Source organism: Pseudoalteromonas sp. AS84 (genome assembly GCF_038900255.1).
Classification (GTDB): domain Bacteria; phylum Pseudomonadota; class Gammaproteobacteria; order Enterobacterales; family Alteromonadaceae; genus Pseudoalteromonas.
On record NZ_JBBMQY010000005.1, the window covers coordinates 70,447 to 85,423 of the forward strand.

15 protein-coding genes are annotated in these 14,977 nt (G+C 38.6%); 7 read left to right on the plus strand and 8 right to left on the minus strand.

Going from position 1 to position 14,977, the window contains the following annotated elements:
* The first annotated feature begins 16 nt into the window (after positions 1–16).
* Together WNY79_RS07375 and WNY79_RS07380 are read left to right on the plus strand one after the other, a co-directional pair.
* Complete coding sequence (locus WNY79_RS07375) at positions 17–979, plus strand: zinc-binding dehydrogenase (protein ID WP_342875521.1); 963 nt, start codon at positions 17–19, stop codon at positions 977–979.
* Between the two features lie 62 nt (positions 980–1,041).
* Complete coding sequence (locus tag WNY79_RS07380; RefSeq protein WP_007582532.1) at positions 1,042–1,293, plus strand: DUF2999 family protein; 252 nt, start codon at positions 1,042–1,044, stop codon at positions 1,291–1,293.
* Positions 1,294–1,372: 79 nt separating this feature from the next.
* On the opposite strand, the gene WNY79_RS07385 is transcribed toward WNY79_RS07380, so the two are convergent.
* Entirely contained in the window at positions 1,373–1,873 is a 501-nt protein-coding gene (locus tag WNY79_RS07385) for a fasciclin domain-containing protein (protein ID WP_182736521.1), read from the minus strand.
* Positions 1,874–2,055: 182 nt separating this feature from the next.
* Between WNY79_RS07385 and lepB the strand changes: the two genes are divergently transcribed.
* Entirely contained in the window at positions 2,056–2,706 is a 651-nt protein-coding gene (gene lepB / locus WNY79_RS07390; RefSeq protein WP_342875522.1) for a signal peptidase I, read from the plus strand.
* A gap of 36 nt (positions 2,707–2,742) precedes the next feature.
* Here the strand turns inward: lepB and WNY79_RS07395 are convergent, their stop codons facing one another.
* Together WNY79_RS07395 and metG are read right to left on the minus strand one after the other, a co-directional pair.
* Entirely contained in the window at positions 2,743–3,390 is a 648-nt protein-coding gene (locus tag WNY79_RS07395) for a bifunctional 4-hydroxy-2-oxoglutarate aldolase/2-dehydro-3-deoxy-phosphogluconate aldolase (protein WP_294115969.1), read from the minus strand.
* A 116-nt stretch (positions 3,391–3,506) separates the two neighbouring features.
* Complete coding sequence (gene metG / locus WNY79_RS07400) at positions 3,507–5,528, minus strand: methionine--tRNA ligase (protein WP_342875523.1); 2,022 nt, start codon at positions 5,526–5,528, stop codon at positions 3,507–3,509.
* A 187-nt stretch (positions 5,529–5,715) separates the two neighbouring features.
* On the opposite strand from metG, the gene apbC reads away from it, so the two are divergent.
* A complete protein-coding gene (gene apbC, locus WNY79_RS07405) occupies positions 5,716–6,792 on the plus strand; it encodes an iron-sulfur cluster carrier protein ApbC (RefSeq protein ID WP_342875524.1) in 1,077 nt (358 codons plus the stop codon).
* A gap of 6 nt (positions 6,793–6,798) precedes the next feature.
* Positions 6,799–7,383, plus strand: a complete 585-nt coding sequence (gene dcd / locus WNY79_RS07410) for a dCTP deaminase (protein WP_076923901.1) — start codon at positions 6,799–6,801, stop codon at positions 7,381–7,383.
* 2,086 nt (positions 7,384–9,469) lie between these two features.
* On the opposite strand, the gene WNY79_RS07415 is transcribed toward dcd, so the two are convergent.
* Positions 9,470–10,249: a CLCA_X family protein gene (locus WNY79_RS07415; protein ID WP_342875525.1), complete on the minus strand. Its 780-nt coding sequence runs from the start codon at positions 10,247–10,249 to the stop codon at positions 9,470–9,472.
* A 20-nt stretch (positions 10,250–10,269) separates the two neighbouring features.
* Positions 10,270–10,866, minus strand: coding sequence for a tRNA-uridine aminocarboxypropyltransferase (locus WNY79_RS07420; RefSeq protein WP_294115963.1), 597 nt, complete (start codon positions 10,864–10,866; stop codon positions 10,270–10,272).
* Between the two features lie 137 nt (positions 10,867–11,003).
* Here WNY79_RS07420 and WNY79_RS07425 point away from each other — a divergent pair, with 137 nt between their 5' ends.
* Both WNY79_RS07425 and WNY79_RS07430 read left to right on the plus strand, forming a co-directional pair.
* Complete coding sequence (locus tag WNY79_RS07425; RefSeq protein WP_197185038.1) at positions 11,004–11,348, plus strand: Hpt domain-containing protein; 345 nt, start codon at positions 11,004–11,006, stop codon at positions 11,346–11,348.
* A gap of 366 nt (positions 11,349–11,714) precedes the next feature.
* Positions 11,715–12,932, plus strand: a complete 1,218-nt coding sequence (locus WNY79_RS07430) for a pyridoxal phosphate-dependent aminotransferase (RefSeq protein ID WP_024590435.1) — start codon at positions 11,715–11,717, stop codon at positions 12,930–12,932.
* A 333-nt stretch (positions 12,933–13,265) separates the two neighbouring features.
* Here the strand turns inward: WNY79_RS07430 and WNY79_RS07435 are convergent, their stop codons facing one another.
* From WNY79_RS07435 to WNY79_RS07445, 3 genes are all read right to left on the minus strand, one after another.
* Positions 13,266–13,733, minus strand: a complete 468-nt coding sequence (locus WNY79_RS07435) for a glycine zipper 2TM domain-containing protein (protein WP_008134100.1) — start codon at positions 13,731–13,733, stop codon at positions 13,266–13,268.
* A 178-nt stretch (positions 13,734–13,911) separates the two neighbouring features.
* Positions 13,912–14,532 (minus strand): penicillin-binding protein activator LpoB, encoded by a 621-nt coding sequence (gene lpoB / locus WNY79_RS07440; RefSeq protein WP_002959677.1) that lies wholly within the window; start codon positions 14,530–14,532, stop codon positions 13,912–13,914.
* Positions 14,533–14,543: 11 nt separating this feature from the next.
* Positions 14,544–14,969, minus strand: coding sequence for a YcfL family protein (locus tag WNY79_RS07445; protein ID WP_342875526.1), 426 nt, complete (start codon positions 14,967–14,969; stop codon positions 14,544–14,546).
* Positions 14,970–14,977: the final 8 nt, after the last annotated feature.

Consider the following 14,977-nt stretch of genomic DNA (forward strand, 5'->3'; position numbering starts at 1 on the left):
TAAACTTGGAGCAACAATGAAATATATTTCTCATGAAGATGGTAATCTTGCATTTAGTGAAACCGAAAAACCGGTTTTAAAGAGCCATGAAGTACTTGTTAAAGTTGCAGCAATAGGTGTAAACCGTGCAGACAGCATGCAGCGCCAAGGTAAGTACCCGGCCCCTGCGGGAGATAGCCCTATTTTAGGTTTAGAATGTGCGGGTACAATCACCGAACTCGGCAAAGATGTAGATAACACTTGGCTAAACAAACGTATTTTTACGTTGTGCTCAGGCGGCGCTTACAGTGAATATGTAGCCGTTGATGCAAAGCAGCTTATGGAATTACCCGATGATGTAACAATGGCTGAAGGCGCTGCAATAAGCGAAGTGTACCTAACAGCATTTGGCGCGTTATTTGAGCTTGGTAAATTGCAAAAAGGGCAAACAGCGCTTATTCATGCAGGTGCTAGTGGTGTGGGCGGTGCAGCAATTCAAATGGCTAAAAGCGCAGGTGCTACCGTTGTTATTACCGCAGGTACTGACGAAAAATGCCAACACGCAAAAGAACTCGGTGCCGATCATGCAATTAACTACAAAACCACCGACTTTGTAGAATATATGAAAGCAAATGACTTAACAGCAAATGCAATTGTAGATCCGGTGTCGGGGAGTTATTTAAATAAAAATGCCGCTATTGCAGCGATGGATTGCCAAATTGTGATGCTTGCATTTTTAGATGGACGTTTTGCAGAAGTTGATTTTGCGGCGCTTTTACGCAAACGTATTTCGTTTCATGCATCAACACTTAGAAACCGCAGCATTGATTTTAAACGCCAGGTGCGCGACGACTTTGTAGCGCGTTTTTACAATGATATTGCCACTAAAAAGTACGACTTTAACCTGTATAAAACATTGAATTGGAGCGACGCAAACGAAGCTCATGCTATTTTAGAGCGTAATGAAAATGCTGGTAAAGTTGTTTTACTTGTAGAGTAACTCTTTAATTTTAGGGTTTAGCCCATATACTAAGCCCTATAAAAAACACTTAAGGTTTAATAATGAATCCAATACTAGCAATACTTAAAGAGCACAATGTAAGCGACGAAAAAGTAAAAGCATTGTTTGAAGCGTTTACTCAAAACCCAATGATGGCAATGGCGCTTGTTCAAGAGCTTGGTATTCCGCCAGAAAAACTACAGCAACTAATGGCAGTAGTAATGACTCAACCGCACCTTATTAAAGAAGCGACTGACGAACTTGGTTTAGATTTTGAAAAAGTAAAAGAAGCGAAAGAAAAACTAAATCAATAATTTGTTATGTGATGAAAAAAATAAATAAAAAAGCATAAGTACTTACTTATGCTTTTTTATTTGGCTTATTCTTTTATGACTACTCTTTTGGAAGTAGTACTGTGTCGATAACATGAATTACGCCGTTGCTTGCTTTTACATCAGCTTTTACAACTTTAGCGTCATTTATCATTACGCCCATACTGTCGGCTTTAACCATAACTGATTGGCCTTGTAGTGTTTTAGCGCTATCTACCTTCATTACATCGGCTGCCATCACTTTTCCAGACACTACGTGATAAGTTAATACCGCCGTTAGCTTGTCTTTGTTTTCAGGCTTGAGTAGCATTTCTACAGTGCCTTCAGGTAATTTAGAAAATGCAGCATCTGTTGGTGCAAAAATAGTAAATGGTCCCTTACCTTGTAGCGTTTCAACTAAGCCTGCGGCTTTTACAGCAGCAACAAGGGTAGTAAACGAACCATTTTCAACGGCTACTTCAACAACGTCTTTTTTCATACCGTGATGATCAGCATAAGCCGCTGAAGTAAATCCAAGGCTTGCAGTTGTAAACAATAATGCAGTAGTAATTTTCTTAAACATTTTATTTTCCTTTAAGTTAATACCCGTTGGTTTCGTTAAATGTTACGACGCTCTAAATTTAATCGATCATTTATATTTTGAGTAAACATGTTTTGTTACATCATTGATTGAACTGCATCTAATTAGCAAAGTCATATAAACAGTTACTCAATTAAAGACTTGTTCAATTGAAGGGAATAGGCATGAAATTAGTTTATAAGTTTTGGAAAAATAACCGCTCTCTTATCGTATTTATTGCACTGATGGGCGTATTTAGAAGCGCTGTTGCCGATTGGTACGAAGTGCCAACAGGCTCAATGAAGCCAACAATTCAAGAAGGTGACAGAATACTTACCGATAAAATGGCCTACGATATTCGCGTCCCATTTACGCACATAAAATTACTAAAACTAGCGGACCCACAAACCGGTGATATTATTGTTTTTGACTCACAAGCTGCCGATAATCGTTTAATTAAACGTGTAATTGGTGTGCCAGGAGACACCGTTGCGCTTGAAAATAATGAGCTCATTATTAATGGTAAAAAACTTAATTATGCAGATAAGCAAAGCAACATAGACTCGCTTGATAAAATCGAAGATTTAAACGGATTAGAGCATTCGATAAGAGTGGCAAATATTCCTTCACGTTTATCGGGGTTTGATGCAATTACAATTCCTGATGATTATTATTTAGCAATGGGTGATAACCGCGACAATAGCGCTGACTCGCGTGTCATAGGTTTAATTCCGCGTAATGAGTTATTAGGAAAAGCAGAACGCGTTATAGTGTCTCTTGATTACGATAACTATTACCTACCAAGAAAAGACCGCGTATTGAAAAAGCTCAATTAAAAAAGATGATTAATTTTATAGTTAAAGTATAACTGCCTATTTAGGCAGTTTACTTATATAGTTTTTTACAAGCTTGGTAAGGTCACTACGTTCTTGTTCGGTATTTAATATCTTACAAAAATCGCCACTTACTGCAGCACCACAAGCGCCTGCTTCAAACCATTGTGATAAGTTATCTAAATTAACACCGCCAACAGGCATTAGTTGTGCCTCTGAAAATGGGCCTGTTAATGCTTTAAAGTAACCAACGCCCATACTGCCAGCAGGAAATACTTTAATAATATCAGCGTTATATTCAATTGCATTTGCTACATCGGTAGGTGTTAGCGCGCCCATTAGTACGGGTAACCCGTGCTGGTGGGCGAGTTCGACAACCAATTTGTTGGTATTTGGCGTTACGATAAACTGCGCGCCAGCATCAATAGCTTGCTGGGCAAGGGTGGTATTTATTATTGTACCTGCACCAATAAGTGCGTTTTTATGCGCTGCACGCGCTTTTGCTATTTCTTGCTCAAAGCCAGGTGTGTTTGAAGTGATCTCTAATGAGTTTATGCCCGCATTAACTAAACAATCAATTAATGGTGCTACATCGGTTTGTTGTTTTAAGCGCAGTATGGCGACTAACTTGTGTTGCTTTATTTGGCTACTTACTTTTGTTCTGTTGGTATCTAAAATTTGGGTCATAATTACAATTCACTTTATTTAATACAGAGGCACTCGTATTGAATATACGACTAAACATTGCTTTTGCCCATAAAAAAACCGCTGATGTATCAGCGGTTTTTATTGTATGAGTAATATTACATCACACGCATACCAGGCTCTGAGCCATCATCTGGGTTAAGAATATAAATTTCTTTTCCGCCAGGACCTGCTGCTAATACCATGCCCGCAGACATACCAAAGCGCATTTTACGAGGCTTAAGGTTAGCGACCATAACGGTTAACTTACCTTCAAGATCCTCTGGAGCGTATGCTGATTTAATACCTGCAAACACTTGGCGAGTTTCGCCGCCTAAATCAAGTGTTAGCTTAAGTAGTTTATCTGCGCCTTCTACGTGCTCTGCTTTAGCAATTTTAGCTACGCGTAAATCTACTTTTGCAAAGTCATCAAATTCTATTTCGTCGCTAATAGGCTCTTTTGCAAGTGGGCTGTTAGGGTCAATAGTTATTTTTGGCGCTAAGCTTTCTTTAGATTCTTCAACCATTTTATTTACTTTATCCATTTCAACACGTTGCATTAACGGTTTAAATTTATTGATAGGGTGGCTTACTAGCGCATTTTGAACGCTGTTCCATGAAAGGTCGTCATTTAAAAACGCTTGTACGTTGTCGGCCATTTCTGGTAGCACAGGTTTTAAGTAAGTAATTAAAACGCGGAACAAGTTAAGACCAAGAGAACACACTTCGTGTGCTTCTTGTTGCTTAGTTTCGTCTTTAATTAATACCCAAGGTGCTGCGCCATCAATAAATTGGTTTGCCTTGTCGGCAAGTGCCATTATTTCGCGAATTGCGCGGCTGTAATCGCGGTTCTCGTAGTGTGTTGTAATGCTAGGTGCAGCCGCTTGAAATTCTGCTAACAGCTCTGGTTGCATAATAGTGCTGCTTAGCTTGCCATCAAACTTTTTAGTAATAAAGCCAGCACAACGGCTCGCTATGTTGACTACTTTACCTACTAGGTCTGAATTTACGCGCTGTGCAAAGTCTTCTAGGTTTAAATCAAGGTCAACAATACCGCTGCTTAATTTTGCTGCGTAGTAGTAACGTAAGTACTCTGGGTTTAAGTTATCTAAATAAGTACGCGCTTTAATAAACGTGCCCTTCGATTTAGACATTTTTTCGCCATTTACAGTGACAAAACCATGAGCGAATACGTTAGTTGGCTTTCTAAAATTAGCGCCTTCTAACATTGCTGGCCAAAATAAGCTGTGGAAATAAATGATGTCTTTACCAATAAAGTGATAAAGCTCAGCGTTTGAACCTTCAGCCCAAAACTCATCAAAGTTGATGCCTTTTTTGTCACATAGGTTTTTAAAGCTTGCCATGTAACCAATAGGTGCATCTAGCCAAACGTAGAAGTATTTACCTGGTGCATTTGGAATTTCAAAACCAAAGTAAGGCGCATCACGGCTAATATCCCACTGTTGCAAGCCATCGGTAAACCATTCGTCTAGCTTGTTAGCCATTTCTTGCTGAATAGTGCCCGAGTGTAGCCATTCTTTTAACATGCCTTCAAATGCTGGCAGGTCAAAAAAGTAATGCTCAGAATCTTTAAGCACTGGCTCAGCGCCCGACATGACAGAGCGCGGATTAATGAGTTCGGTTGGGCTGTATGTAGCACCGCACGAATCACAGCTATCGCCGTTTTGGTTTTCAGACTTACACGTTGGGCAAGTACCTGTTACAAAACGATCGGGTAAGAAAATACCTTTTTCCGGATCGAATAATTGCGAAATAGTGTGCTTTTTAATATGACCGGCATCGTTTAGACGGTTATAGATAAGTTCGCTAAATTCTTTGTTTTCTTGGCTGTGCGTGCTGTGGTAGTTATCAAATTTGATATTAAAGTCAGCAAAGTCGCGTTGGCGCTCTATGCTCACTTGTTTTACCATTTCTTCAGGCGTGATCCCTTGCTTTTGCGCATTAAGCATAATTGGCGTGCCGTGGGCATCGTCTGCGCAAACATAATAAGCTTCGTGGCCCTGTAGTTTTTGAAAACGTGACCAAATATCAGTTTGAATATATTCCAATAAATGACCTAAGTGAGTAGGGCCATTTGCATAAGGTAATGCGCTGGTAATCAGGATCTTTCGCTGCGTCATAATCATTCCGAATTGAGGATAAAACGCCGTTTTTATTATACAAACGGCAATTATCATTAATTTATCTACAAGCTATCTGCTTAGAGTGTGCACAGCTTATGGATTTTTATTAATTGACTGGTGTTAATGCCCTGAATGTTACATAATTCCGTGGCACTTTTCATCAAAGAAACGCTATTTAATTGCTATGTTTGGACTGTCGAAACTATTCTCTTCTAAATCGGTGCAAAAACAACCGATTATTACTGCCTTAGCGGCATATCGTAGTGCGGCTTTTGCCGTCGGTGTTGACGAAAGCTTCATTGATACTATTACTCAAAATGACGATAAATCACTACAGATAAAATTAACCCTGCCATTTGCTGGACAATCAGAAATGCCTTTAGTTGAGCAACACGTAAGTGAAAGCTTAAATGTGCCAGTAACAATTAGCGCCAAGGTTATCATTAAAGAAGCAGCTAAGTTTAAAGCGATTAAACATATTGTGCTTATTGCCTCAGGCAAAGGCGGAGTAGGTAAGTCGACTACCGCTGTTAACTTGGCGGGCGCCCTTAAAAACGAAGGAGCAAAGGTGGGTATTTTAGATGCTGATATTTATGGCCCGTCTATTCCAATGCTTTTAGGTTTGGTGGGCGCAGAGCCCGTTACTAAAGATAACAAACAATTACAGCCTTTTGATGCAAACGGCATTAAAGCGCAATCTATTGGATTTTTAGTACCAAGCGATGATGCCACTGTATGGCGCGGACCAATGGCGTCAGGCGCACTTAACCAGTTACTTAACGAGACTGATTGGGGCGAGCTTGATTACTTAATTGTGGATATGCCACCAGGTACCGGTGATATTCAGCTTACAATGAGTCAAAAAGTTCCCGCGAGCGGCACTGTTATTGTAACGACACCGCAAGACTTAGCGCTAGCCGATGCGCAAAAAGGCATTGCCATGTTTAATAAAGTAAACGTACCGGTTCTAGGCCTAATAGAAAACATGAGTCACTACATTTGCAGCCACTGCGGTGAGGCAAATCACGTATTTGGTAAAGATGGTGCACAAAAGCTTGCACACAAACATGGTGTACCCGTACTTAGCCATATTCCTCTTGCAATAGATATACGCGAGTATTCTGAGCAAGGGAAACTTATTGCCAACGATAACGACGCGGCAATAAGCAAAACATACAGCGCAGCAGCGAGGCTTATAGCCAGCACGCTCTATTATCAACAGCATCACAATGCGATTGAAATTGTGATTACAGAAGATTAGTAAATAATGAGACTTTCAGACACACATATTAATGAATACCTAAGCGACGGTCGCATTGTTATTGAGCCTGCGCCAACGAGCGAGATGATTTCAGGCGTGACTGCCGATTTGCGCTTAGGGAATAAATTTAGAACTTTTAATGCGCATAATGCCGCATACGTCGATTTAAGTGGCCCAAAAGATCAGTTAAATAAAGCCATGGAATCAATAATGAGTGAAGAAATAGTGCTTGATGAAGGTGAAGCATTCTTTTTACACCCAGGTGAACTTGCACTAGCTATTACCCATGAAAAAGTAACTCTGCCAGCAGATATAGTAGGCTGGTTAGATGGACGCTCATCGCTTGCGCGTTTAGGTTTAATGGTGCATGTAACAGCGCACCGAATAGACCCAGGCTGGAGCGGTAATATTGTTTTAGAGTTTTACAACTCAGGTAAATTACCACTGGCGCTTCGCCCACTGATGAAAATTGGTGCTATGAGCTTTGAAATGCTATCGGGTCCGTGTGAAAACCCATACAACATTCGTAAAGACGCTAAATATAAAGATCAAAGCAGTGCGGTAGCAAGTCGCATTAGTGACGATAAATAATCACCAAATATAGGCATTACTCGTCTATTTTATGAAGCGCATAACCTAGTAGTTCAAAATACTGGTTAAGCGCTTCATTTGTTTTATTAACAGAGCATATCATGTGTTGTGCGCCTAAAAAGTGAACAACCCGAACAAACGCTTAAATACAGCTACGCATATACAATAGAAAATGACTTTTGCGATGAAGATGAAGTCGTACAAAAGCAATTGCTCCTTTGGGCATCCCTAATTGAAAGATAAAAGCCAGTCTGGGCAGAACATGTTAAAACATTGGTAAAATTACAAGTAAAACATATGGGTTAATATTATGGAGTGATTTCTAAACAGGAGCTGAAGAATATAATAACTAAAGAGTTTGGCCCAGAGTATTCGAGAGGGGATAAAGTTAAATGTTTAAACTCAGAGAAAGATGTATGAAATCATATAAGCCCGTTAGCTATTATCTTTAGAGGCTTCCTTCTTTACTGATAGTTTATAAATTAAAGAAATTGAAGAGCACAAGACAGTAAAAAATATAAATTTTCTAAAATTATCAATATCTTGCGTAGCGATAATGGGCGTTGGTGCTCTTATTTAACTATTGCGTTGATAGGTTGGATAACTTAACATATTAATTTCTACTTTATCTAACAACCAAGGTAATAATAAGCACTTATGAAACAACTCTTTGTTAAAACACTGTCGGTCATTTGTAGTCTTTTATTTCTAATTATTAGTATTCTATTGATTTTCGGAATACTCACTAATCGCGACGAGAGCCTAAATCTTTTTTTGTATATCCCATTTGTATTTGTTCCGTATCTGTATGTCGTAGTGCGAGCATGGGAAGAAAATGTTTTAAAAAATCAGCATTTGATCATACGATTTATCATGCTCTGCTCGGTATTATTACTGTTATTTGCTGATGTGCTTGGTTACTTCGTATCACAAAATGTTTATAGTATATCCTCTATTTTCTATGATTATAATGCTTCCTCTACTGCTGAAGTAGCGATGTATGAGCTTGTAGGTTTGTTATTACTTCATTCGTTATTAACTTATTATTCTAAAAAGCGAATAATACCAAATGCATAAAGTTAGTGATCAATTTGTTAGCGTGTATAAATTTTCAGTAACAAGGTGCGTGATTGACTATGACATAGTGCCGTAGTGGAATATTACATGAGTAATTATTTATTGAGTAATAGTTAGCTTATTATTTTGATTGAAAGCAACGTAGCTATTAGATAGTTAGGTCGCATTAAAATGAACTCTCATTTAATGCAGTAAGCGCAAAGCCTACGTTAACAGACACCTTACTAAACGTTGTGTCATCGACGAGATGATAGGTAGAAAGTAGAAGGCAAAGATAAGTAACTTTCAGATTTTATCTCTGCTGATTTATCTAGGAGTATGCCAAGCAAATAAAGTCATAGTTAAAGCCGCCCCCTAATCCTACATGCCCTCTAATCAATGGCACGATTTACTTTATTTTCTCTTTTTTTATTTTTTCGCAATGAAGAGTGCTGAGGCGAATCGTTAAAGGGATCAATGACCCGACCAAAAAAGCAGTTAACAATATAATTGACAAATTGAGGTAATAGATACTAGTAGGCCACCCTATTCGGGTTTCTTTATAAGTTAGGGGCCATCCGTGGTTAACAACTATTTCGGTAGTGGTATCTTCAAGAGTGTACCCTGTTTGTATACTTTCTTTTTCTTCATGAGAAAGCATAATGGATGTTACTATTATAAAAATGAATATGAGCTGGATAAAAAAGCTTTTGGATAGGTAAAATGTATTTGGCATAATGAACATGGTCTTTTTAGATGGCTAAATGTATACCAGTTTAGTATAAAGGCGGCGATTAAAGATTACAACCCATGCTGCAGCCTGACTTAATTGAATGATATAAAAGACTATCACTGTATTTTACGTTGTGTGCGGCGTGCATTTTTACAAGTAAACTTCACTTTTCCTGATTTAAAAATTTGAATTTTGGGCTTACTGCTTCATATGGAATAGTAAGTGTTATTTGAAGTACCATAGATAATAAAACTATATAACTAATGCTAATAAACTTTAGTCTTTCATCGGTTGAATTTACACTTTATGAAGCGCGTAACCCAGTAGTTCAAAATACTGATTAAGCGCTTCATTTGTTTTATTAATATGCTCAACATTTGGGTATATTAAATTACTACTTTGTAAGCCTCCCACCAAAAAGCTATTTTTTATATGTGAATGCTGGTCAATACACGCTTCAAAACAACGTGCTGCTAACTCCTCAGGCATGCTCATATAATTCATGTTTTGTGCTTTATCGTGTTCTATGCATGTTTGTACAAAGCTATTAGCATCCACACCATCCTCATCTAAAAATACATATTTATAAAAATTGTTTAAAGCATTATTAAGTGGGTGCGATAAATTTGGTGTATTTGAAAGCCATAATTTTGATGCAAAACCAAATCGCGGTTTAGCTGCAAATAAGTGCTCGCTTATATGATGATCAAATGCATGAAACCATTCGTGGGCTAGTGCGCCTCCGCCTGCATTTTTTGCAAGAGCAAGCGTTTGAGAGGCCGCATTATAATGCGCTTGCACGCCTTTTTGACCACCATGGCCAAATGCAAAATTAAGCTTCCCGCGCAGGCCAATAGCTTTGGGCGGTAAATGCAGTATTTGGGCAAGATCCGCCAGCGCATCGTAAATTAAATTAGCGCTAATGTAGCGCTCTTCTTTGGCTACCCATTTACCTACCACCATTGATCTAAAACCAAAGGTGTCTCTTATGTCGCTAAAGTCGACTTGGTCGTCAAAGCGATAGTCGGGGCCTTGGCGAGTAAAGCCACGTTTTAGTCTGTTTGGGTAACTACGCATTTAAATTCATGGCACCGTATTTAATCTAAGTAACGTGCTTTTACGTGCTCGGGCATATGTTGGGTTTGTTTTTGTATTAATTCATCAAGCACATTATAAAGTGGTGCGGGATTTAACTGCTCTATTAAAAATAAACTATGCGCTACGGCTTCGAGTGTGGATAGGCTGTCGGCTCGGGGTGTTTTACGAATAGCATAACGATTTTTAGGTAACTGTTTAAAACTGACCGTTTTGAATTGATTTAGCAATGTGGTGAGCTGTAAAATTTTATAGGCTTTTTTCCATGTGCCATCAACCACTATTAAATGAGTGATGTTTTTTATACTTGGTTGCTCAACGCTATCGTCTAAATTTATAGCATTTTCGTTAGGGTAGAGCAAAACAGTTGAGCTGATTGGCAGTGTTTTTAGTATGGCAAAGTCATCATTATTTTCACCTTTGATTATTTGGCAATCAGTTAAGCATAAATTCAATAGCTTAGCGGTATTTTTTGCTATTTTTTCTTCGCTTGGGTGTTGTAGAATAATAACCGTAACTTTGTTATTTATATTTGTAGTTGCGCTGCAAATACAGGTGTTAAGTGCAAAGTTACAATGATTACAAAGTGTGCGTGCCATTTAATAAACTTTTTGTTGCCAGTATGATCCTCATAATTATACATTTATAAGGTAATTAAGTTGGTTTTTTTTACGCATCAATATAAAGTAGTACTATTAAACTGTAATTTACATGGATTGTTTTAAGGGCTTAAAATATGACAGAAATAAATATTGATACATCAGCATTAGAGAGTATGGAATCGTTATTGGGTGAGCAGTTTGCTGATACACTTGATTTTTGCTGCTCGGAGTTTGAGCGTTTAGGCTCTGAAGTGTTAGCAACCATTGGAAAAGACAGAGAAGCGGCGATTCGTCATTCTCATAGCTTAAAATCTAACGCTGCGCAGTTTGGTGCTTCAAGCCTTGCTGAGGTTTCTCGCGTTATTGAACAAAATTTAAACCTAGATAACTTAGCTGAAGCCATCGACGCATCTGATAGTTTAATGGCTCAAGTAACAGGCTCTCAAACTAAGCTAAATGAATGGTTGGCATCTCGTTAAAGATATAAGCTAAACGTGAATTTATTTCAGTATTAAGCGCTTAAATACACTGGCATTTTACGCCTTTACTAGGTTAGTCTAAAGATTCACTAGGGCGTGTTGATCTTTCGGGATTGAATTTGCAACGAGTGTCTGGTTTTTAGGTTAGGCAGAGCCTATGCAGTGTGGTTTTTCCACATAAATAGGCGATAACAACACATAAAATCCAAACACGCATTGCCCAGAGGGTTCTTCCTAGGGGCTATTTTCTCTTTGTTACTCAATTTTTACTTAGCCCACTAGGTTACAAATCTCGCGCCGCGATTAAATCGCCCCTAGGTTGAACAAATTTAATCCATAAAGTCAATACGCCCTAAAGAGGTAAAAATGTCTGATATTAAAAAGAGTCACAAATTAGAAGGTGTATGTTATGACATTCGTGGGCCGGTTTTAGCGCAAGCTAAAAAAATGGAAGACGAAGGTCAAAAAGTATTAAAATTGAATATAGGTAATCCGGCCGCCTTTGGTTTTGATATGCCAGAAGACATGCACCGCGATATTATCCGCAACTTATATTCAGCCCAAGGTTACTGTGACTCTAAAGGCCTCTATTCAGCCCGCGTGGCTATTTATCAGCATTACCAACAACGTGGATTACATAATTTAGATGTAGATAACATTTATATTGGTAATGGCGTAAGCGAACTTATTCAGATGATCACCCAAGCGCTATTAAATAATGGCGATGAAGTGCTTATTCCTGCTCCAGATTATCCACTTTGGACTGCTTCGGTCACGTTATCGGGTGGTAATCCGGTGCATTATTTATGTGATGAAGAGCAAGATTGGTTTCCGGACATTGCAGATATAAAAAGTAAAATAACATCTAAAACTAAAGCGCTGGTATTAATTAATCCTAATAATCCCACTGGTGCGGTTTACAGTGATGATTTGTTAATGCAATTAATTGATATAGCGCGTGAACATAAACTGCTGTTACTGAGCGATGAAATTTACGAAAAGATTTTATACGATGGTATAACGCATACTTCAATCGGCTCACTTTGTGATGATGTACCAATCATTACTTTTAATGGTTTAGCAAAAACATACCGTGCAGCGGGGCTCAGAATGGGGTGGATGGTGTTAAGCGGTCGTACTTCGGTAATGGATGATTTACGCAAAGGCCTAGAAATACTTTCATCTATGCGTTTGTGCGCTAATGTACCTGCACAATATGCAATTCAACAGGCGTTGGGCGGCGTGCAATCAATTGATAGTCTAATAAACCCAGGTGGGCGCTTGTATGAGCAGCGTGATATTGCGTGGCGCGGATTAAATGATATTGAAGGCATTAGTTGTAAAAAACCTAAAGGCGCGCTCTATGCGTTTGCCAAAGTAGATACAGCACTTTTTAACGTCAAAGATGATGAAAAAATGATGTACGATTTGCTAAAAGCAGAAAAAATATTACTTGTGCATGGTAGGGCGTTTAATTGGCCTGAGCCGGATCATTTTAGATTGGTATTTTTACCAAGCAAAGATGATTTATCCGATGCGATGTTAAAAATGAAGCGCTTTTTTAAAGACTATCGCCAAGTATAGTTATTAAAAAAATAATAAAAAACGAGCCAAATTTGGCTCGTTTTTTACTTTAATCATGAATATATTAACAGGGCGTGTTGATCTTTGTGGATTGAAATTTGTTCAATCTAGGGGTGATTAAATCGCGACGCGAGATTTGTAACCTAGTGGGCTAAGTAAAAACCGAGCAACAAAGAGTTAATTGCCGCTAGGCAGAACCCTTCGGGCAGCGCATGGTTGGGATTTATGCTGCGTTATCGCCTATTTATAGGGAACAACCACAGTTCATAGGCTCTGCCTTGTCTAAATACCAAACATTCTGCTGCAAATTCAACCACCAAAGTTCAGCACGTCCTAGTACGCTTTATCTACACGCACTGTGTTGTCGTTCAAATACACTAATCTTACGTTATCGCCTTTGCTAAAACGCATAGATTGGTCCTGATCTTGAACAACCATAAACTGGTCGCCATTTTCAACTTGTATTAATAACTCTACAAAGTGATTTTGCTGATAATGGCTTTGCTGCTGCCTATTATGTGCAACACTGCCGCCAATTACCGAGCCCAATATTGTTGCTACTGTGCGGCCGCTACCGCCACCAAACTGGTTGCCTACTACACCACCGAGTAATGCGCCGCCGAAGGTTTTCCAGCCATTGTTTTTGTCTTGAATGATTTCTTGCTCGGTAATATTGCGTACCGATTTTACGTCACCAAATAAAACTTGCTGCACAGGGACTGCTTTATTGCGCTCGTATTTAGCAAACGTAGGCGCGCTTATTGTAAGTAAAGCGCACATAATTACAGTAATTGCTTTCATAACTTGCTCCTTTTATACCAACCTGCATAAATCTTTGATCAATTTAACGAATTAAATTGCGCTATAACATCGTTAAAAATTTTTTATTTAGAACAACTAGATACAAAAATTTTTGCCTAGTACTAGCGTAATTTTCTTAACGTTAAATAGACCCCATATATAAGCAGATTGGTATTAGCTACCAGCCAAAGGTTGATTTTTCTTTAGTTTTACGAATTTCAGTTTCATCTGCCCATTCAACTAGGCCGCTTTCCATATCCATTAAACGCATTGTAAATTTATAGTATACGTCTGATTTATCGGCATTTGATTTAACGATACTTGATAAGTTTCCATATAACATATATTGCGCGCCAATTTGTTTACCAAATGCAACGGCTGTTGCAGGGTTAACAAGGGCATCTTCGTTTTGAAACGTTAATTGCTCACGTACTGACTCAACACGGGTCATATCTACAAAACGAAACTTACCGCTGCGTAGCATTTGTGTTGAGATTGAATCGGTGATTGATTCTGTATCAATGTGCTCGCTGGTTTTATTTTTAATACGCTCAACAAATACTACAGGGCGTTTATTGGCGGTCATTGTGCCAACAACAGGTGAGCTGAGTAATGAGTCGGTCATTTGGCTCGCTACTTTTTGTAAGTCGGTAGAACCAAAATTAATATCTGTCGTTTCTACTGCTTGTGCGTCGCCATAACTTACTACGGCTTTATTAGCACAGCCACTTAACACTAAAGCGCTCAAGCCAACTAGAGCGTAAGTTGATACTGTTTTAAATTTGTTACTGATGATCATAGTTGTTTCCTTTAATCTTTAAATTCTTGTGATTCGGTAGACACTTCTCTTACTGCTAAAGAAAAGGTAACCGCATCAGAGCTAGGTGCTAAGCCCGGTAATTGTGTTTTTGCAAAACCAAATAAGGTGAGTGCTTGCCAAGGTGAATGATTGCCTTTAATAACAAACCCGTCTTTATCAAACCAATTAAATTGATACTGCAAATACTGTGATTTTTTATACTGGCTCGAGAGTGTCACTACTACATCGGTTAACTGGTTGGTTTGACGTGTTTTCACATCAGTAATTGCCAGCTTTTTACCAAGCTCTGGGTTATCTACACGTAATTGCTCATTAAACTGGTTTTTATTTTGTTCAATAGAAATACCCGATGTAACCGGTTTGCTGGAACATGCACTGAGCATTAAGACTGCTAATAATGGCGCTATGTATTTCATGATGGCTC